General features: G+C 68.8%; 16 protein-coding genes and 1 pseudogene. 3 read left to right on the forward strand and 14 right to left on the reverse strand.

What is annotated here, in order from left to right:
* Positions 1 to 203: 203 nt before the first annotated feature.
* Together dkgB and RSA25_RS04220 are read right to left on the reverse strand one after the other, a co-directional pair.
* Positions 204 to 1,007, reverse strand: a complete 804-nt coding sequence (dkgB, locus tag RSA25_RS04215; RefSeq protein ID WP_332807664.1) for a 2,5-didehydrogluconate reductase DkgB — start codon at positions 1,005 to 1,007, stop codon at positions 204 to 206.
* Between the two features lie 119 nt (positions 1,008 to 1,126).
* Positions 1,127 to 2,341, reverse strand: a complete 1,215-nt coding sequence (locus RSA25_RS04220; protein WP_332807665.1) for an MFS transporter — start codon at positions 2,339 to 2,341, stop codon at positions 1,127 to 1,129.
* A gap of 127 nt (positions 2,342 to 2,468) precedes the next feature.
* Between RSA25_RS04220 and RSA25_RS04225 the strand changes: the two genes are divergently transcribed.
* Entirely contained in the window at positions 2,469 to 3,371 is a 903-nt protein-coding gene (locus RSA25_RS04225) for a LysR family transcriptional regulator (protein ID WP_332807666.1), read from the forward strand.
* Positions 3,372 to 3,425: 54 nt separating this feature from the next.
* Here the strand turns inward: RSA25_RS04225 and RSA25_RS04230 are convergent.
* A pseudogene (locus RSA25_RS04230) lies at positions 3,426 to 3,896 on the reverse strand (methyl-accepting chemotaxis protein); the annotation flags it as partial.
* 80 nt (positions 3,897 to 3,976) lie between these two features.
* On the opposite strand from RSA25_RS04230, the gene RSA25_RS04235 reads away from it, so the two are divergent.
* Together RSA25_RS04235 and RSA25_RS04240 are read left to right on the forward strand one after the other, a co-directional pair.
* Positions 3,977 to 4,429, forward strand: coding sequence for an Rrf2 family transcriptional regulator (locus tag RSA25_RS04235; RefSeq protein ID WP_332807667.1), 453 nt, complete (start codon positions 3,977 to 3,979; stop codon positions 4,427 to 4,429).
* Positions 4,419 to 5,321 (forward strand): NAD(P)/FAD-dependent oxidoreductase, encoded by a 903-nt coding sequence (locus tag RSA25_RS04240; RefSeq protein WP_332807668.1) that lies wholly within the window; start codon positions 4,419 to 4,421, stop codon positions 5,319 to 5,321. Before RSA25_RS04235 ends, RSA25_RS04240 begins: the two co-directional genes overlap by 11 nt.
* Before the next feature lie 42 nt (positions 5,322 to 5,363).
* Here RSA25_RS04240 and RSA25_RS04245 read toward each other — a convergent pair whose 3' ends face one another.
* The 11 genes from RSA25_RS04245 to RSA25_RS04295 all read right to left on the reverse strand — a co-directional run bounded on the left by RSA25_RS04245 (position 5,364) and on the right by RSA25_RS04295 (position 19,019).
* Positions 5,364 to 6,593, reverse strand: coding sequence for an RtcB family protein (locus RSA25_RS04245; protein ID WP_332807669.1), 1,230 nt, complete (start codon positions 6,591 to 6,593; stop codon positions 5,364 to 5,366).
* A gap of 550 nt (positions 6,594 to 7,143) precedes the next feature.
* Complete coding sequence (locus RSA25_RS04250) at positions 7,144 to 8,376, reverse strand: ABC transporter permease (RefSeq protein ID WP_332807670.1); 1,233 nt, start codon at positions 8,374 to 8,376, stop codon at positions 7,144 to 7,146.
* Complete coding sequence (locus tag RSA25_RS04255; RefSeq protein WP_332807671.1) at positions 8,373 to 9,068, reverse strand: ABC transporter ATP-binding protein; 696 nt, start codon at positions 9,066 to 9,068, stop codon at positions 8,373 to 8,375. The genes RSA25_RS04250 and RSA25_RS04255 overlap by 4 nt, the downstream gene beginning before the upstream one ends.
* Positions 9,065 to 10,237, reverse strand: coding sequence for an efflux RND transporter periplasmic adaptor subunit (locus tag RSA25_RS04260; protein WP_332807672.1), 1,173 nt, complete (start codon positions 10,235 to 10,237; stop codon positions 9,065 to 9,067). The genes RSA25_RS04255 and RSA25_RS04260 overlap by 4 nt, the downstream gene beginning before the upstream one ends.
* A gap of 48 nt (positions 10,238 to 10,285) precedes the next feature.
* On the reverse strand, positions 10,286 to 11,020 hold the full coding sequence (locus tag RSA25_RS04265; RefSeq protein ID WP_332807673.1) for a YIP1 family protein: 735 nt from the start codon (positions 11,018 to 11,020) through the stop codon (positions 10,286 to 10,288).
* A gap of 65 nt (positions 11,021 to 11,085) precedes the next feature.
* Positions 11,086 to 11,259, reverse strand: a complete 174-nt coding sequence (locus RSA25_RS04270; protein WP_332807674.1) for a hypothetical protein — start codon at positions 11,257 to 11,259, stop codon at positions 11,086 to 11,088.
* 29 nt (positions 11,260 to 11,288) lie between these two features.
* Positions 11,289 to 12,332 (reverse strand): lantibiotic dehydratase C-terminal domain-containing protein, encoded by a 1,044-nt coding sequence (locus tag RSA25_RS04275; RefSeq protein WP_332807675.1) that lies wholly within the window; start codon positions 12,330 to 12,332, stop codon positions 11,289 to 11,291.
* On the reverse strand, positions 12,329 to 14,194 hold the full coding sequence (locus RSA25_RS04280) for a hypothetical protein (RefSeq protein WP_332807676.1): 1,866 nt from the start codon (positions 14,192 to 14,194) through the stop codon (positions 12,329 to 12,331). Before RSA25_RS04280 ends, RSA25_RS04275 begins: the two co-directional genes overlap by 4 nt.
* Positions 14,191 to 15,306 carry a thiopeptide-type bacteriocin biosynthesis protein gene (locus tag RSA25_RS04285; protein ID WP_332807677.1) on the reverse strand — a complete coding sequence of 372 codons (1,116 nt, stop codon included), beginning with the start codon at positions 15,304 to 15,306 and terminating at the stop codon, positions 14,191 to 14,193. Before RSA25_RS04285 ends, RSA25_RS04280 begins: the two co-directional genes overlap by 4 nt.
* The gene (locus RSA25_RS04290) at positions 15,290 to 16,330 is read right to left on the reverse strand and encodes a lantibiotic dehydratase C-terminal domain-containing protein (protein WP_332807678.1); all 1,041 of its coding nucleotides are present in this window, start codon (positions 16,328 to 16,330) and stop codon (positions 15,290 to 15,292) included. The genes RSA25_RS04285 and RSA25_RS04290 overlap by 17 nt, the downstream gene beginning before the upstream one ends.
* Positions 16,320 to 19,019: a lantibiotic dehydratase gene (locus RSA25_RS04295; RefSeq protein WP_332807679.1), complete on the reverse strand. Its 2,700-nt coding sequence runs from the start codon at positions 19,017 to 19,019 to the stop codon at positions 16,320 to 16,322. The genes RSA25_RS04290 and RSA25_RS04295 overlap by 11 nt, the downstream gene beginning before the upstream one ends.
* Positions 19,020 to 19,050: the final 31 nt, after the last annotated feature.

Genomic DNA, 19,050 nt, shown 5'->3' on the forward strand with positions numbered 1-19,050 from the left:
CGCATCCCAATCGACTGCCGTGAAACGCGCCACGTTCGGTGGTGGCATGACCGGCGTCGAAGCACGCGCTTCGGCCAGAGTCATTCGTTCGCCGTACCGATGCACAGGGTCGGCGGTCGATCGGGATCCGACCCTACCTCGGGGTAAATCGGGAAGGCGGTCAGCAGGTGGTGACGACGCAGAGAGCGACCGTGCAGCCCGATTCAATCCCAGGCCGGTGCAATCCCGTCCGGGTTGGCCAGGCGCTGACCACGGTCCAGCGTGGCGATCTGCGCCATGTCCGCATCATCCAGGCGCAGGTCGGCGGCGAGCAGATTGCTGGCCAGGTTCTCGCGCTTGGTGGACGAGGGGATCACCGCCAGGCCCTGCTGCAGCGCCCATGCCAGCGCGACCTGGGCCGGGGTGGCCTGGTGGCGGTCGGCGATGGCCTGGATCACCGGGTCCTTGAGCACTTCGCCGTAGGCCAGGCTCATGTAAGCGGTCACGTGGATGCCCTGTTCCTTCAGGAACGCGATCAGCGCGCGGTTCTGCAGGTAGGGGTGCACTTCGATCTGGTTGGTGGCGATGGCATCGGCACCGAGCATCTCGATCGCCTGGCGGGCCTGGGCGATGGTGAAGTTGGAGATGCCGATCTGGCGGGTCAGGCCCAGCGACTTCGCTTCGGCCAGTGCGCCCAGGTACTCGGCCATCGGCACCGCATCCCGGGGCGAAGGCCAGTGGATCAGGGTCAGGTCGACGTGGTCGGTGCGCAGCTTGCGCAGGCTCTCGCGCAGGCTGTCCAGCAAGGCGTCGCGGTGGAAGTTGGCGATCCAGACCTTGGTGGTCAGGAACAGGTCCTCGCGGGCCACGCCGGACTCGGCGATGGCCTGGCCGACCTCGGCCTCGTTGTCGTAGATCTGCGCGGTGTCGATGGCGCGGTAGCCCACCGCCAGTGCGTTGCGCACCGAGTCGATGACGGTCTGGCCCTTCAGGCGGAACGTGCCGAGGCCGAATGCGGGAATGTGCATGGAAACTCCTTCAATGGGGGGACGTACACGCTACGCCGTGCACCGTAAAGCGATGTAGAGCCGACCGTGGATCGGCTGCTGTTGCGTCAGACGAACTGCGGGTCCGCGAGCGGCATCGATCAATGCGCCGCCACGGCGATGCCGTCGGCGCGGTCTTCCACGCCATCGCGGCGATCCAGCCGACCACTCAGCACGGTCAGCCCCAGCGCGGCCAGCACCACCAGCGCGCCCAGCCACGGCGTGTGCATCAGGCCGAGGTGGTCCACCACCAGCCCGCCCAGCGAGGCGCCCAGGGCAATGCCGACGTTGAACGCGGCGATGTTCAGGCCCGAGGCCACGTCGGCGGCCTGCGGGGCAAACCGCTGCGCCTGCTTGACCACGTAGACCTGCAGCCCCGGCACGTTGCCGAAGGCCACCGCGCCCAGCGCCAGCACCGTCAGCAGCACCAGCCACGGGTTGTAGGCGGTGAAGGTCAGCACGAACAGCACCGCCGCGAGCAACCCGAAGATCAGCTTCAGCGCGGGGATCGGCCCGCGGCGGTCGGCCAGGCGGCCGCCCCACAGGTTGCCGATCGCCACCGACACGCCGTACACCAGCAGCACGCCGCTGACCGCGTTGGCCGAGAAGCCGCTCACGTCCTGCAGGATCGAGGCGAGGTAGGTGAAGGACAGGAACGTGCCGCCATAGCCCAGCGCGGTGATCGCATACACCAGCAGCAGGCGCGGCTGCGCCAGCACGGCCAGCTGCTGGCCGAAGGTGGCCGGCGCGCTGCGCTCCAGGTGGCGGGGCACGAACAGCAGGCTGCCCAGCAGCGCGACCACGCCCAGCCCGGCCACCGCCAGGAAGGTGGCGCGCCAGCCAAGGTGCTGGCCGATGAAGGTGCCCAGCGGCACGCCGGTGACCAGCGCCACGGTCAGGCCGGTGAACATGATGGCGATCGCGCTGGCCGCCTTTTCCTTGGGCACCACCGAGGTGGCGATGATCGCGCCGATGGAGAAGAACACGCCGTGCGCCAGGCCGGTGAGCACGCGCGCCACGATCAGCGCGCCATAGCTGGGGGCCATCCAGGCAATCACGTTGCCCAGGGTGAACATCGCCATCAACGCCACCAGCAGGGTCTTGCGCGGCACCCGGCCGGTGAGCGCGGTGAGCACCGGGGCGCCGATGGCCACGCCCAGCGCGTAGAGGGACACCAGCAGGCCGGCCGAGGGCAGGGTGACGCCGAGGTCGGCGGCGATGGTCGGGATCAGCCCGACGATGACGAATTCGGTGGTGCCGATGGCATACGCACCAAGGGTGAGCGCCAGCAGGGCCAAGGGGATGCCACGGGACATGGGACGTTACCGGTGGGAGGAGAGGCTGCGCAGTCTGCGCGTCGCACTCTTGCCGAAAAAGCGGTCTTCACGCCAATCACTCTTGCTTGGTGGTCAATAATGGGCGTCCCTCCCGCCCGCACCCGCCATGCAGACCACCCTCGACGAAATGCAGGCCTTCATCGCCGTCATCGACAGCGGCTCGATCACCGCCGCCGCCGAGACGCTGGGGCAGACCACCTCCGGGGTGAGCCGGGCGCTGGGCCGGCTGGAGCAGAAGCTCGGCACCACCCTGCTGACCCGCACCACCCGGCGCCTGCAGCTCACCGAAGAGGGGGCGGCGTTCCTGGCCCAGGCGCGGGCGATCGTGGCCTCGGTGGAGGCGGCCGAAGAGCAGATCGCCGCACGCCGTGTGCGCCCGGCCGGGCGGCTGCGGGTGGATGCGGCCATGCCTTTCGTGCTGCATGTGATCGCCCCGCTGGTGGCCGGCTACCGCGCGCGCTACCCGGACGTGGCGCTGGAGCTCAACAGCAGCGAGCGCTACATCGACCTGCTGGAGCGGCGCACCGACGTGGCCATCCGGATCGGGCCGCTGGCCGATTCCACCCTGCACGCGCGCCCGCTGGCGCACTGCCGGCTGCGGGTGGTGGCCAGCCCGGCCTATCTGCGGCAGCACGGCACCCCGGCCAGCGTGGCCGACCTGCGCTCGCACACCCTGCTGGGCTTCAACGAACCCGATTCGCTCAACCACTGGCCACTGCCCGGCGACACCGACGCGCTGCTGCACGTGCGCCCCTCGATGGCCGTGTCCAGTGGCGAAACCCTGCGCGCGCTGGCGGTGGAAGGGGTCGGCATCGTCTGCCTGTCCGACTTCGTGACCCAGCGTGACCGCGAGGCCGGCCGGCTGGTCGAGGTGCTGCCGGCCCTCACCGTGGAGGTGCGCCAGCCGATCCACGCGGTGTACTACCGCAACACGGCGGTATCGGCGCGGATCAGCTCGTTCCTGGACCACCTGGCCGCGGCCATGGTCGGCACGCCCTACCTCCGGTGATGCCGGCCAGCGGCCGGCACCCGGCATTGCCAGGGTGCCGGCGCGCCGCCAGGATCACGCCGCGCGCGCCATCCCGGCCGGGGCCGCGTGGCCGCCATCGAGCACGAACACATCCACCGCATCGTTCAGCGCGATGGCCTGCTCTTCCATGCTGCGCGCCGCAGCCGTGGCTTCCTCCACCAGCGCGGCGTTCTGCTGGGTGGGCTCGTCCATGTGCACCACGGTCTGGTTGACCTGCTCGATGCCGGCCGACTGCTCCTGCGAGGCGGCCGAGATCTCGGCCATGATGTCGGTTACCCGCTGCACGCCGCCCACGATGTCATCCATGGTCTGGCCGGCCTGCCGGACCAGCTGCGCGCCGGTGGCCACGTCGCCCACCGAGGCATCGATCAGCCCCTTGATCTCCTTGGCCGCGCCGGCCGAGCACTGCGCCAGCGTGCGCACCTCGCTGGCCACCACCGCGAAGCCGCGGCCCTGTTCACCGGCGCGGGCGGCTTCGACGGCGGCGTTGAGCGCCAGGATGTTCCTGCACGGGTTCAGTAATGTGAAATGGAGCGCCGGAACAGTCGCTGGACAGGCGTCCAATTTGTAACTACGCTGGTTACATGAAATCCAGCAACCAGTTTTCCGACGCCCTGCACATCGCCGCGCACCTGGTCGGCCAGGACGGGCCGCGCACCTCCGAGCAGCTGGCCGCCTGCCTGCCCACCCACCCGGTGGTGATCCGGCGCCTGCTGGCCGCGCTGCAGAAGGGCGGGGTGGTGCGCAATGCACGCGGCCACGGGGGTGGCAGCCAGCTGGCGCGCGACCCGGCCACGATCACCCTCCACGATGTGTACGTGGCGATCGGCTCGCCGCCGCTGCTGCACACCGGCGCTCGCGAAACGGGCCGGGGCTGCCCGGTGCAGCAGGTGGTCAACGACGCGCTGGACGACAGTTACCGCCAGGCCCAGGCCCTGCTGGAGCAGCGCCTGCGTGGCACCACCCTGGACACCCTCGGGCAGGCCTTTGCCCGCCATCTTGCCCACCACGCTGCAGGGAACTCCCATGACCTTTGATGCCGTGATCATCGGCGGCAGTTTTGCCGGCCTGTCCGCTGCGCTGATGCTGGCGCGCGCCCGTCGTGACATCCTGGTCATCGACAGCGGCCTGCCGCGCAACCGCTTCTCCACCCACTCGCACGGCGTGCTCGGCCTGGACGGCATCGCCGGCGCCGACCTGCTGCGGCAGGCCAAGGCGCAACTGCTGGCCTACCCGACGGTGCGCTGGGTCACCGACACCGCCACCGCCGCCGATCGCACCGTGGATGGCTTCGCCGTCCACACCGCCGGCGGCGAGACCTGGGCGGCGCGCAAGCTGCTGCTGGCCACCGGCATCGCCGATGGGCTGCCCGAGCTGCCCGGCGTGGCCGAGCGCTGGGGCCACAGCGTGCTGCATTGCCCCTATTGCCACGGCTACGAAGTGGGCGGCGGCGCCATCGGCCTGCTCGGCGGCCATGCGCTCTCGGTCAAGATGGCCGGCCTGTTGGCCGACTGGGGCCAGGTCACGCTGTTCGCCCATGGCATGCAGATCGAGGACGACGAGCGCGCCATGCTGGAACGGCGTGGCGTGCGCATCGAAGCCGAACGCGTGCTGGGCCTGGAGGGCGATGCACCGCAGTTGAGTGGCGCGCTGCTCGCCGACGGCCGCCGCGTGGACCTGCGCGCGCTGTTCGTCGCCGCGCGCCAGGCCATGGCCACGCCGCTGGTGGCGCAGCTGGGCTGCGCGCTGGAAGACAGCCCGATCGGCGTGCTGGTGCAGGTGGATGCGCAGAAGCAGACCTCGGTGCCCGGTATCTACGCTGCCGGCGATGCCACCGTGGTGGGCAACATCACCCTGGCCAATGCCGAAGGCGTGCGCGCGGGCATCAGCCTGCACCACGCGCTGGTGGCCGAAGACAGCGCGGCCTGACACGCGCAACGGCCACCCGCAGGCGGCCGTTGTACGGGGCCTTCAGCCCTTGATGCAGACCACCTGGCGCAGGGTATGGACCACCTCGACCAGGTCGCTCTGCGCGGCCATCACCGCATCGATGGACTTGTACGCGGCCGGTGATTCGTCGATCACCGCCGCGTCCTTGCGGCATTCCACGTGGGCGGTGGCCTCGCGGTGCTGGGCCAGGGTGATCTGCTGGCGTGCCGCGCTGCGGCTCATCACGCGCCCGGCGCCATGGCTGCAGCTGTGGAAGCTCTCCGCGTTGCCCTTGCCGCGCACGATGTAGCTGCGCGTGCCCATGCTGCCGGGAATGATGCCCAGCTCACCGGCGCGAGCGCTCACCGCGCCCTTGCGGGTGACCAGCAGTTCCTCGCCACCGTGCGTTTCGGTCTGCACGTAGTTGTGGTGGCAGTTCACCGCCAGCTTCTCCAGCTGGAACTTCGGCAAGCGCAGGCGCATCTCGGCCAGCACCCGTGCCATCATCGCTTCGCGGTTCTCGCGGGCGTAGTCCTGCGCCCACGACACGGCCTGCACGTAGTCATCGAACAACGGCTCGCCCTGCATGAAGAACGCCAGGTCCTTGTCGGGCAGGTGGAAGCCCAGCACGCGCCGGGCCAGCTGCTCGCGCGCCTGCTCGATGAAGTAGGTGCCGATCAGGTTGCCGGTGCCGCGCGAGCCGCTGTGCAGCATCACCCACACCGCGCCGGTTTCATCCAGGCAGATCTCGATGAAGTGGTTGCCACCGCCCAGCGTGCCGATCTGGCAGGCCAGCTTGTCGGTGCGCACGCGCCGATGGCGCTGCTTGATCGCATCCAGCCGCTCGACCAAGCCGGAGCGCAGCAGGCGGCTGTGGATGCTGTCCGGCAGCTGCCGGTGCTCACCGCCGCGCCCGTTGCCCACCGGCACGCTGCGCTCGATGTCGCTGCGCAGGCGGGCGAGGTTGTCGGGCAGGTCTTCGGCGCGCAGCGTGGTGCGCACCGCCGCCATGCCGCAGCCGATGTCCACGCCCACCGCGGCGGGGATGATCGCCCCGCGGGTGGGGATCACCGAACCCACGGTGGCGCCCTTGCCCACGTGCACGTCCGGCATCACCGCCACCCAGGGCCCGACGAAGGGCACCGCGGCGATGTTGCGCAGCTGCGCGCGGGCCAGTTCGTCCACGGGAACGCCGCGCACCCAGCCCTTGATGGGGGTGGTGCCTTCGGCATGCAGCAGTTCGAGATTCGATTCGATCGTCATGGTGTTCATTCCATTGAGTGGCGCTGCCGGATAATCATCGGGCAGCACCGTGCAGCGCCTGGAAATGGCGCTGATAATAAAGGGGACATAATCTCCCGCTGCCCGTGCCCCACACCAGGACACAGCGCTTTCGCGCCTCTTGGCAACACGTCCGTGTGGTCAGGCAATCCTTGCCCGGGTGTGGACGATGGAAGATCACGCCAGGTGATCGTGGTAGGGCAGGGCGACGTCAACGCAAACGAAAACGCCCCCGGATGCAGCATCCGAGGGCGTTGGCGTGCCTCGGAGATCGGCGACCGATCTCCGTGCAGGGGATCAGTCGAGCGGGGGAGCGTCGGCTTTGTCCGCGACAGCGCACGGACGCAGCGCGGTCGCGCAATGCAGTCGGTTGGCGGTGGCGGCGGAACGAAGGGGCATGACGGGCTCGGTTGGGGTGGAAGGGGTGCCGCATGCAGCGGCGATGGGCGCGAACATTACCCGGGTTTGTTTTGTACTGCAAGCGGAAAATCTAATCGGCGCATTATCTCATTCGGTTGTGGCGGGCGTCGCTGCCATTCGCTCAGCTGCGCCGCATGGCTTCAATGGGCTCCATGTTGGCTGCCTTGACCGCCGGGATCACGCCGAACGCGCCGCCGATCAGCGCGCAGAAGCCCATCGACAGCGCGACCGTCCACAGGGGCGTGGAGGGCGGCGGAAAACCGGGGACAAGGCCGACGCCCAGCATGGCCAGCGTGCTCAGCAGGAGCCCCAGCACGCAGCCGGCCAAGGCCATCATCACCGCTTCGGACAGGAACATCACCACGATCCAGTTGCGGGTGGCGCCCAACGCCTTGAGGATGCCGATCTCCCTAGTGCGTTCGGCAACGGACACCAGCATCATGTTCATGATGCCGATGCCGCCCACCAGCATCGAGATGGCCATGATGCCGGCGGAAATCAGCGAGATCGACAGGCTCATTTCGTTGAACGCATCCATGAACTGGGTGGAGGTCTGCACCTCGAAGTCTTCCTCATCCTCCTCGGCGATGCCGCGCGACTGACGCAGCAGCTGCCGGATCCGTTCGATGGTCTCGTTCATGCGCGCCGGATCATCGACCTCCAGCTGGATCCAGAAGCTGGGATCGCGCTCGCGGCTGCTCATCGCGCGCCCGGTGGAGAACGGCACCAGCACCAGGTCGTCCTGGTCCACACCGAAACTCTTCCCACGCCGCTCCAGCACGCCCACCACCTTGGCCCATCCCGAGCCCAGCTGGATGAACTCGCCCACCGGGTTGTCGGGCATCTTCAGCTGGCGGGCCACGCTTGCACCGATGACCGCGACGCGGCGGCGCGCCTGGTCATCGGAGGCCACCAGGAACCGCCCCTGCTCCGGGTAGGTGCGCAACAGGTCCTGCCAGCTGCTGGCGGTGCCCTTGACGTCGGTGATCGTGGATTTGCCCTTGTACTGGACCGTGCCACGGAACTGCCCGAACACGCTCATCTCCGGTGTGATGTTGGAAATGCCGTGCACGCGCCGGGCCACCAGGTCCAGTTCCTCATAACGCAGGTAGGCGATTCGCCCCTTCAACTGGTCCTCGAAGGAATTCTTCGGCTGGATGGTGACCGAGTTGGCACCGAATCCTTCGAAGCGCTCGTTGATCTGCGCATTGAAACCGGCAATGATCGATACCACGGTGATGGTGGCCGCCACGCCGATGGCCACGCCCAGCGAGGTCAGGACGGTACGGCCGGGGCTGGCCAGCAACGAGCGGAACGCGGCGGACACGCTTTCCAGCAGGACGCGGTTGATCATGGCACCACCTGTCCGTCGCGGATTTCCACCACCCGGTGGCACCGCGCGGCGATGTCCGGGTCATGGGTCACGATCACGATCGTATTGCCTTCCTGATTGAGCGCCTCAAACAGGCTCAACACCGATTCGCGGCTGGCGAGGTCCAGGTTGCCGGTGGGTTCGTCGGCCAGGATCAGCGCCGGGCGCGTCACCAGCGCCCGGGCCACGGCCACGCGCTGCTGCTGGCCGCCGGACAACTGGCTGGGGAAGTGGGTGCGGCGATCGGACAGCCCGACCCGCTCCAGCATGGACGCGGCGGCATCGCGGCGCTCGGCGGCGCGCACACCGGCAAACACCAGTGGCTGGGCCACGTTGTCCAGCGCGGTCAGCTTGGGCAGCAGCGAGTAGTTCTGGAACACGAAGCCGATCCGGCGGTTGCGGATGCCCGCCAGCGCCGAAGGGCTCATCCCGGTGATCGATACACCCTCGAACAGCACCTCGCCACGGGTGGGGCGGTCCAGGCAACCCAGGATGTTCATCAGGGTGGACTTGCCTGAGCCGGACGAGCCGACGATGGCCATGTAGTCCCCGGCGGCCACCTGCAGGGAGACATCGCGGAGTGCCTCCAACGGCTCACCGCCACTCATGAACCGCTTGCCGAGCCCGCGTGTCTCGAGCACGGCACCGGCAGGGGAGATGGTCGCGGTCGTCATGGTGCCTGGATGCTCCGGACGAGGTCGCCATCCTTCATCGCCCGCAGTTGTTCGTAGGGCCCGACCACGAAGCGGTCGCCCGGCTTGACCCCGGCGCTGACCACCTGGAACTCATCATCGGCCCGGCCCAGCTCCACCACGCGCTTGCGGGCCCGGTTGCCCTCGATCACGAACAGGTGGTATCGACGTTCGCCGCGGCCCACCGGCTCGCTCTGCAACGCACGCAGCGGCACTGCCGATGCCGGCGTGCCGCCGGCGACCACCACCTCGGCGCGCACGGTCATGTCCTTCAGCACCGCCGCATCCTCCACCGAGGGAAAGGCCACGCGTGCCTTGTACTTCAACGCTTCATTGCCCTGCTTGGGCTGCGCGGCCAGGCCGATCTCGGCAATGGTGCCATTCAGACGGCGCTCGCCCAATGCCACCACATCCACTTCCACCGGCTGGCCGATCGCCAGCCGACCCACGTCCACTTCATCGACCAGCAGGTCGGCGACGACATCGCCGGTATCGGCCAGGGTGAGCAGTTGCGAGCCGGCGATGTTGGTGATGCCGGCCACGGCGGTCTCGCCGATCTTGATGGCCACGTCCACCACCTGGCCATCGAAGGGCGCACGGATGACGGTCTTGCCGAGGCTCTCTTCAATGCTCCTGCGCATGGCGACGGCCATCTGCAGGTTGTCGCGCTGGATCTGTAGGTCATGCCGGGCCAGGTTGGCCGTGGTCTGGATCTCATCGTAGCCATCCCGGCTCATCAACTGCCGCTGGAAGATCTCGCGGCTGCGCTCGGCGTGGCGCTCGGCCCGGTCCAGGCTGTCATGGGCCCGGCGGATCATGCCCTGCTGGGCGGCGATGCTGGCGGTCTGCCGGGACAGTTCGGCCTGCAGCGTGCTGGGGTCGAATTCCAGCAGGATGTCGCCCTGTTTCACGAAATCCCCCATCTTTACCGCGATCCGCGAGACCCGCCCGGTGATCTCCGGGCGCAACTCCACGGTCCTGACAAAGGCCACCGAGCCGGACGCCAGCACGGTGGTGCGCACCGGGCGCACCTCGACCTGGCCGATCTCCACCGCCTGGGTCTGGGTGGGCGCCAATAGACGGGCACCCATCAGCAGACTCGCGATCACCGCCACGATCAGGCCCAGACGCACACGCTTGCTCTTGAACAAACCGACTCCGATCAGGGCCGCAACCCTGCTGTTGACGACGCTGCAGGATCAGAACGCGACGATGACCGCCCAGATGACGTAGATCAGCACGAATGGAAAGAACCCCACCAGCTGCCCGACCCACCAGGCCGCGCCGGTCCAGCGCGAGAAGCCCACGCCGAGGATGACCGCGTTCCAACCCAGGAAGACATCCAGGCTGGTGGCCAGTGGCGCCCAGCGATCGGTGGAGGGCAGGTGCAGAAACAGGTGGTTGACCGAGGCCACCGCCACGTCCTCGGGCATCAGGTAGCTGACATCCATCGAGAGGATGTAGAGCAGCGCCACCGCACTGGACAGCGCGGTGGGAACCGCCGCCCAGATCGAGAGCGCCATCCACGTGCCGATCCCGACCTGACGCTCGCTCAGCAACCGCGACAGCACCAGCAGGTACACCGCGCGGAAGGCCAGGATCATCAGGATCGAGGTCAGGCCGGCAAACAGCATCATCGCGCACATCATGCCGGCGCTGAGGTCGCCCATGCGCGCCTCCACATCATGCCGGGACACGCCTTCCTTCATCCGGGCCATGCTGCTGTCGACCATCCTTTCCAACAGCCAGGCGAAGTCCACCCGGCTGTAGTAGTAGATCCACAATGCCGAGAAGGACACCAGCAGCAGCACCAGCGGCAGCAGGGCCTGGCGTCGGCGCCGGGCGATGTCGTCGCATGCCGCGGCCGGCGAAACCAGCACGTTGAGCAGGGTTGCCCATGCGCTTGGCGGGGGCGTGGTGGGGAGTGTGGCCACGTTTTCCATCGGATCCTCTACATGCGGCGGCGGCAGGACGGAGGCCCGCGGCGCGGGCCGGAGGCTCAACGTTTCCTGGACAGCACCAGGCCGATGATCGAAAAGCCCAGCCATGCGCTGTAGCAGGCCAGCCAGACGCCCAGGCTGCCCCCCACGCCTGCCAGCGACAGTCCCACGTGCATCGCAGCGGTGATGGCCAGGCCGACAACGCCGATGATCAGAAGCGGATTCTTTTTCATGTGGTTCTCCTGGTAAGCAAAGAGCGTGCTCACACCGCGATGTGGTCGGTGTTTGCCAGATAGGTGGACAGGTTCCTGTCGACCCATTCGCGGTTGCTGCGGGTGGCGGCCGGATCGAGTTGGGCGGCGTAGTGATGGCAGGCCAGCTCGGCGAAGATGATTTCCTGCAGGATGTTCAGGCCCAGCCGGTTGTGCGCCAGGTGCACCAGGCTCAGCACGCGAAGGGCGGCGTGGTTGGTGGCCGCGCCACCTTCGCCGATCTCCACCAGCAGCGGCATCAGGGCCAGCATCGGCGACATGTGCTGGATATACGCGGCGCGCACGCGCTCGGGCAGGGCGCGGGCGATGCCCGGGGTATCCCCGGCCGAGGCCAGGAACGCCGAGAACGGGGCGGCGGCCGCAGCCGCGGTGGCCTGGCAGCGCGCGATCTGCGCCGGCTCGATGTCGAAGTAGCCCTGCCACTGCCGCGCGGCGAAGGTGGCCAGGTAGTGCAGGCCAGCGGCCTGCATGCCGGTGGCGGCCAGCAGCTGCATCAGCAGCAGCCGGGCGAGTGCCCGCCGTTCACGCTGGTCCAGCCCGCACGCGATGGACGCAAGCACCAGGTCGCACATATGCCGCGACAGGGCCAGGTAGTGGCCGCGCACCTGCGCTGATTCGAACACGTCCTGCGCATCGCGCGCCATGCGCAGCGCAAAGTCGCCGCCCTCCCGCAGCGGATCGCCCTGCTTGCCCAGGCGCGCCACCAGGCGCTGGCCAAAATCGCCCAGTGCCATGTCCTGCGCCAGCCACTGCGCGTGCCGATCGGCGAATGCCAGCAGGGCCGGGCGCACCTGCTCGTCGGCCAGGCGCTGCAGTGCCTCAGGCTGCCCATGGAACTTGATGCGAAGGTGGTAGCCGTCCAGCGAGTAGCGCATGAACTCATGGCCGGTCACTCCGTCAAGCTGGGAGAGTGCGGCGGCCACCGGCTGCACCACGTCCAGCAGGCAGGCATCGCCCACCATGTCGCCGCCCCGCCCGTCGTCCACCATGGGGTAATAGAACTCGACCAGCAGGAAGGGCGCGGCGTCGGTCACGCCGCCTCCCGTGCCGTTGCCTCGGCCGTGCCATCGTAGAGCAGGCAGACCAGCGCGGGATATTCGGTGATGCCCTGGCAGCGCAGGGTGTCGGCCAGGGTGTCGTCGTAGAAATTGGCGGTATGGGCCAGTGCGATCCCCACCCGGGGGGCCAGCGCCATCAGCGTGGCCAGCATCGCGCCGGCATCACTGAGGGTGTAGCGGTAGCTGATGCCCATGTACTTGCTTTCCACCCGCCCATACGCCTCGGTGATCACCACCGCCGCCTGCGGCGAAGGTCCCTGCGCATCCGGTGGCACCAGCAGGCCAAGGTCCTGCAGGGTGGCGACGCCGTCGCCGACGCGGTTGAAGTCGCCATCGGGGTTGCAGTAGAAGATGCCGGGCTGCAGCGTTGGCACGGAGAAGTTGACCAGATACAGATTCTGCGAGGACAGGGCGCCGCCCGAGGGCACCACCCGGAATCCGACTTCCATGCCCTCGGCGATGGGTTGCACGCGCCGGGTGGCCGCTACGCTGAGCAGCATGTTGACCCGCTGTGGCAGCGCAACGTCGTTGCAGTCGCTGGCCACGGCATAGTCACCGGCATACGGCTGCAGCAGTCCGGCCGGCAGCGCGCTGGCCAGTTCGATGTGCTGGGACGGCGCGTTGGCGAGCGTCTTCACCGCGCCGGCGGCCGCACGCGTGTTCTTTTCCTCGTAGTGCGCCTGGTGCCCCTTGGGAATCATGTGGTGGCGCTTGAAGTTGGCGTTTTCGTTGTAGAACCACGCCAGCGAATGACGCAGCTGCCCGCCGGTGGCGAACCAGCTGGTGAGGTCCGAGCCCTTCGCCCCGCCCAGCCCGCACACCGCGCAGCCGGGTTGCCGGTACAACGGCACCGCATTGAAATCCAGGGTGTCCGGGCACAGCACCTGGATCCTGTCGGCGGTGGTGATGGGCGCCAGATGGGTCAACAGATTCAGGCAGGCCAGGCCAAGCGTGTGCACGCCGTACTCCACCGCCAACGCGTCCAGGCAGGCATCCTCGCCCGGGGCGGTGTCGCCGGCGCAGGCAAAGCACGGCGTGAAGTCACGTTCCATGATCGGCCCGATCTGTACCCGTGTCGGTCCCATCACCGCATAGGCCACGCGCGCGCGGGTATCGCGGGAGGCCAGGTTGAGCGCCTCGAGCCAGGCCGGGGAGTGCTGCTGCAGCAACAGGATCACCAGTGCATGGTCCTGCGGCGCCTGCCCGGCGGCACCGGCCAGATAATCGGCCGGGTCATTGCACAGGTGGGTTGTCTGCAGATCCGGCGCGTGCGCGCCCAGCTGCGCGGCCAGCGCGTCGCTGCAGACCAGGTCGAGCTGGCCCAGGCCGAACTCGGCCAGGTCGGCCACCAGCGCCGGGGCGGCGGGTGCGTCGGAGACCAGCAGCACGCGGGCCTCGCGCAGCCGATGCAGCACATCCTCGCGGTTGCGATACACCCGGGTCATGTCCAGATAGCGCGAATAGAACTGCAGCTGCGCCGGAAACCGCCTCGCCAGCGCCGGATCCAGCGGGTGCTCGGCCACACCGTCCTCGATAATGCCCTTCATGTACATCATGGAGATGGCTTTCTGCAGATGCGCCGGCGGGATGTGGTCCAGGCGCGCGGCGATCTCTTCCAGGTCCCGTCGCCCATCCAGCAGGGGATACAGGTGCGGGAACAGCGTGCTGACCGCCTTGCCGCCAAACACCACGGTGGAGGCGGCACCGAACACCATTTCGGTGCTCAGGTTGTCGGTGACCCGCAGCAGGTCGGCCGGCACCCGCGGGCGCTCGGGCATGGCCATCTGTGGGTCGAGTGCCAGCAGCTCGCTGAGCGTGAGGGTCCTGCCCTGGTTCATGATTCCTGGCTCCTTGCAGCGTGGTCCACGCGCGGACGGGGATGGCCACCGGCCGATGGGTGGAGGGAAAGGGAAACGGTCGGCTCCAGCATCACCGGCAGCACCGACCACGCGGCACTGGGGGCGCCGGCGTAGTGGCGGGCGGCAAAGAAGGCCAGCCGGGCTTCGGTCATGACGTTCACCGCGATGCGGTTGTTCATCATGTGCAGCAGGTTCGGCACGATCAGCAGGCAGGTGAGCGGATGGCGGCGGCAGCGATCCACGCCGATGGTCCGGCCACGCAGTTGCGGCAGCGCACTGCTGTGCAGCGCACCGGCCTCTTCCAGGCGGCACAGCCGTGCCACGGTGCCTGCGAACAGCGCACCGATGCCACCCAGTCGCTGCTGCACCTGCGGGTAGGTACGCGCGTACTGGCTGTCCCCGTCGGTGTCGGGCAACAGGGCGGCCACCAACCGCAGCCGGCCCAGATAGGCGTCCTCGAGGGCCTGCAGGGTCTGGCCCGGGTCGCCACCGCCGGCCGGCATCCAGTACTGCGCGTAGCCGGCCAGCAGGCCGACGGCCGCGTCGCCCTCGAAGCCGAGCGCATGCAGCACCTGGCCGGTCATCCACAGGGAGAGGTGGTCGCGCTTGAGGCCCTGGTCGGCCAGCGCGATCGCCTCGGCGGCCAGGTTCGAGCAATGGCGGAAGTGCGCCTCCACCACGTCCAATCCCTCGCGGCCCGCATACTTGTCCAGCTCCGGCGCGTAGTCGCTGTCGCGGAGACGTCCATCGGCGATCAGCGCGGCGCTGTCGCGTGCGCCCGGAAAACTGGCCGCCGCCGCCTGCAGGTGCGTATCCAGCGCCGCCAGCAGCACGCCGCGCGCGTAGGCGCGTTGGCTGGCAAGGCTGGCGCGGCAGCGCACCCGCAGGTGATAGCCCTGCTCGGCATAGCGCAGGAAGAAGTACCCATCGATCACACCGGCCGCGTGCAGCTGCTGCAGGGCGGGCAGCAGGCACCGGGTCAGCAGCGCATCGGCGCTGTCCTCCAGCATGCCGGGGGCATCGGCGGACTGGTCGCAGTGCCCGGGGAAGATGCGCAGGTACACCCAGTCCGGATCATGCAGCGTCGACATGCGGTCGGCTCCAGTAGTCGGTCCATGTGGCGACATCGGCCTGGAGCGGCGCCAGCGGCAGGGCCGTCGCCGCCGTGAGGTGGCGGTGGACCAGCTCGCACAGGGCGGTCTCGTCGATCAGGCTGATGCCCAGGCGGTTGGCGAGCTGGTGCACCAGCGAGAGCACCTGCATGGCCCGCAGCGCCGGGCGTTCTGCCGCCAGCGCGGCGACCCCGTCGGCGCCCCAGGCCAGTGCGGCCGACACCGCCGGCCGCAGCGCCGCCGGAAGCCGCGCGATGGCGTGCAGGGGGTCGGCGTGGACCGCATCGAGCAGCGCCTGGATGGGCACGCGCCGCTGCCACAGCGCGGCGGCACCCGGGTCGGCGGGCGTGCCATCGATGCCGAAGTGCTGTCGCCATGTGGCGGCAATGAACAGCGCCTGCGCCGAGCGCTCGGCGGCGTTGGACCCGTGCTGCACCAACAGCGCCAACATCACCGGTATGGCCACCTGCAGGCGCTGGTCGTAGGTGGTGGTGGTGGCCAGCGCCTGCAGCGCGATATCCGACCAGTGCGTCTGCCCGCGCATGACGTGCAGGTAGCCGGTGGCATGGTCGTACACATGCTGCTCGCCACTGTCGTGCACCGGGCCGGACTGCAGCGTTCCAGGGGCATGCAGCTGGGCAACGCCCGCGCGCTGGTTCAGTGCCGTGGCGATCGGCGACAGCTGCTGGCCGCCGCTGAACAGCGCCGGCCGGGCCTGTTTGACCTGTTCGAACTGGTCGGCGATGCAGGCCAGCTGGCGCCGGGCCTGGTCCTCGGACCCGGCGCGGAACTGGCATCGAAGATGGAACCCGCCCTCGGCATAACGCATCCAGCTGTAGTCACCCAGCACGCCGGCCGCGCGCAGCTGCTCCACCAGCGGCGCGACGAAGCCCTGCACCACCTGGTCGCCATCGGGGTCCAGCAGCGCCGCCGGGTCCTGGCGTGCGTAGTAGCACAGCGCCAGGGTCCAGAAGCCCAGTTGGCGGCAGGCCTCACGCTGCATCGGCCGGCTCCACCTGGCGGTTGATCTCGATCTGCATCTCCAGCGTCACTGGCGAGCCGGCGCTCACCAGCGGCGTGTCGCCCTGTTCCGGCAAGGCCTCGTCGAACTGCACCGTATCCACCGCCTGGCTGGCGCAGGCGGCGGCAAAGCTGCGCACGGTGAACAGGTTGTCGAAGTCCAGGAACATGGGCTTGTGTTCGTTGGGGTTGGCCGCACTCACGATCTCGCCCGGCGTCTCGCGCTGGCGGCGGATGCGGACGAAGCAGGTGGACGGCAGGCCGTGGCCGAGCCGCCACAGGTTGGCCTTGAGGAACAGGTCGAAGTCATCGCGGGTGTCCACGAAATGCGGCGCCAGCTCGCCGAAGTCCACCACCCAGGCCTGGCGCTGGATCACCAGCCGGCCGCAGCGCAGGCGCGGGTAGTGGCGGATCGGCGTGGCGCCCTGGCTGCGCCGCCCGGCGCCGGTGTTTTCGCTGAACTCCAGCAGGCGGAAGCGTTCGGCGTGGAAGGCGTGCGGGGAGGCATCGGCCAGCACCCGGTGGCTGAAGGGAAGGGCCATGGAATGGAAGAAGCCCATGTACAACGGAAGGATCTCCTCGCCGCCGGCGAACACGCGCATCTCCCCGCTGTCGGTACAGTGCCGCAGCTGCAGGTCGCGCATGCCGATCACATGCTCGGCCGGCAGCTGCACGTGCTCGCCGGGTGCCACGATCACCCGGCCGGTCAGCGGACGGTGGATCTGTGCGTTGTGGTTGACGATGGACACCATCTCCACCGGCTCCACGCCCCCGGCACTGCGGCCGATCAAGCCGGCCTGGACGCTCAACTGGTCGCCGAGCCGCGGTGCCGGACCGGCCTGGTCGTAGTACGCGCAGTAGCGGGTGAAGAAGCGGCCGTGGCCGGGCAGGGTGTAATTGAGCACCACTTGGAAGTCGCCCGAGGCCAGCGCCTCCGCCGAGGCCGCCACGAACTGCAGGTGCAGTGCGATCGAGGTGCGCGGCAGCTCCCAGCCGATGAACTCGTCGGACAGCGAGGCCACCTTGTCCCGGCCCAGATCGATGTCCGCCGCCCCGTTGGACTGGTCCACGGCCGCCTGCAGCCAGTTGAAGTAACGCCAGGCGTTGTCGTTGACGCGGGCCGAGTGGGCAAAGCCTGTGGTCCCCATCGCCGTCGGCTTGAAGGCGCTCTTGGCCAGTTCATTGCCGAACCGCCCCGTGTCCTCGCACACCCCGCCTTCGCCATAGTGCTGGATGAAAATATCCTTCATCAGCTGGTAGCCCAGCCCCCCGCGGTCGCGGCGGCACAGCAGCTCGACGAACGCGGCCACATCGGCGCCCACGTGATCCCAGAACGGCCGGCCCAGGGTGAACGTGCCGCCGCGCGTGTAGGTGTCTTCCACGAACAGACGGCGGTCGCGGGCCATCCGCGCGCTCGGGTCGACGGCGCCATCCAGCAGCTCGCCCAGCAGCTGGTCGGCGCGGCGGATCGCCCGGTCACGGTCGCGCACGCCCATTGCGGCAAAGCCCTGGCCGAGCTCGCGCAGTTCGCGCAGGCCGGCCGACCATTCCGCCGGCAGCTCCAGCGCCAGACCCTGGAGCACCTGCGTCAACCCGTCCAGCCGGTCCATGATGTTGGTCGGCACCGACAGCTCGCGCACCAGCAGGCCCGAGCTGATCAGGCTTTCCACGAAGGGCAGCACCTTGCCCGGCGCTTCCCAGTGTTCGCTGGATCCCTGCTGCAGGACGGCCTCGGCCAACTGCGCGGCGGTCAACGGCGCGCGTGCCTGCTCCAGGCAGTCCACCACTACCTGGATCTGACGCAGGAAGCGCCCGCGACGCAGGGTGGTGTACTTGGGCAGGTTGTTGCGCTCGGCCGGGCTGTAGAAGCAGATGTCCTGCCCGTCCAGGAAGTAGCTGCCGTTGACCTTGACCGGCAGTTGCCCGGCCACCTGCGGGTGTCGCCCCAGCGTGGTCAACAGGCGGTCCACGAAGGACAGGTTGAGGCTGGACACGGTCTCGGTCACCGCCCCGTCCGTATCGAAGCGGACCGCCTCGGCGGCGCTGTCGTCGTAGTTGGCCAGCGCCACCGGCCCGAAGCGTCCAAACGGACTGGTCTTGATCAGCATGCGCGTGAGGTAGCGCACCGCACGCACTTCCACCTGCCGCTCCTTCTTGGCCCAGGCCGCGGTGGGCCGGGTAACCAGCTTGGCGACGCTACCGGCCAGGCTGGGCGAGGCCACCTGCAGGGCCTTGATGAACTGCGGCGTGGACAGGTGCTGGACCAGCACATCACGTTTGCCTTCCAGCTCCTGGAAGAACGCGCGGCGCGCCTGCTCGGCGCCGTCGCCCTGGGTGCTGGCCTGGTAGCGGTGCAGGCGCAGGTAGTAGCGGGCAACCGCGCGACGGGCCGCGCGATCGGGATGGGCGATGATCACCGCCATGTCCTGCAACCGGGGCAGCTTGCCGTTGTAGAGCTTGCGGCGGATGCCGACCAGGCAGGACTTGTCCGCGCCGCTGGCCGTGCCGATCAACGCGAACAGCACCTGCTCGCACACGTGCTCGCGCTGTTCGCCAAGCCATTGGCGCATGGCATGGACGCGGCGCACATGCGCGGCGGCATCGGCGAAGCGAAGATCGACCAGGGCATCCTGGGTGGCGCCGCTCATGCGGACCAGTGCATAGCGGGACATCTTCCAATTGGTGGACAACGTCGTACCCCTT

This window comes from Stenotrophomonas sp., from assembly GCF_036662295.1.
Classification (GTDB): domain Bacteria; phylum Pseudomonadota; class Gammaproteobacteria; order Xanthomonadales; family Xanthomonadaceae; genus Stenotrophomonas.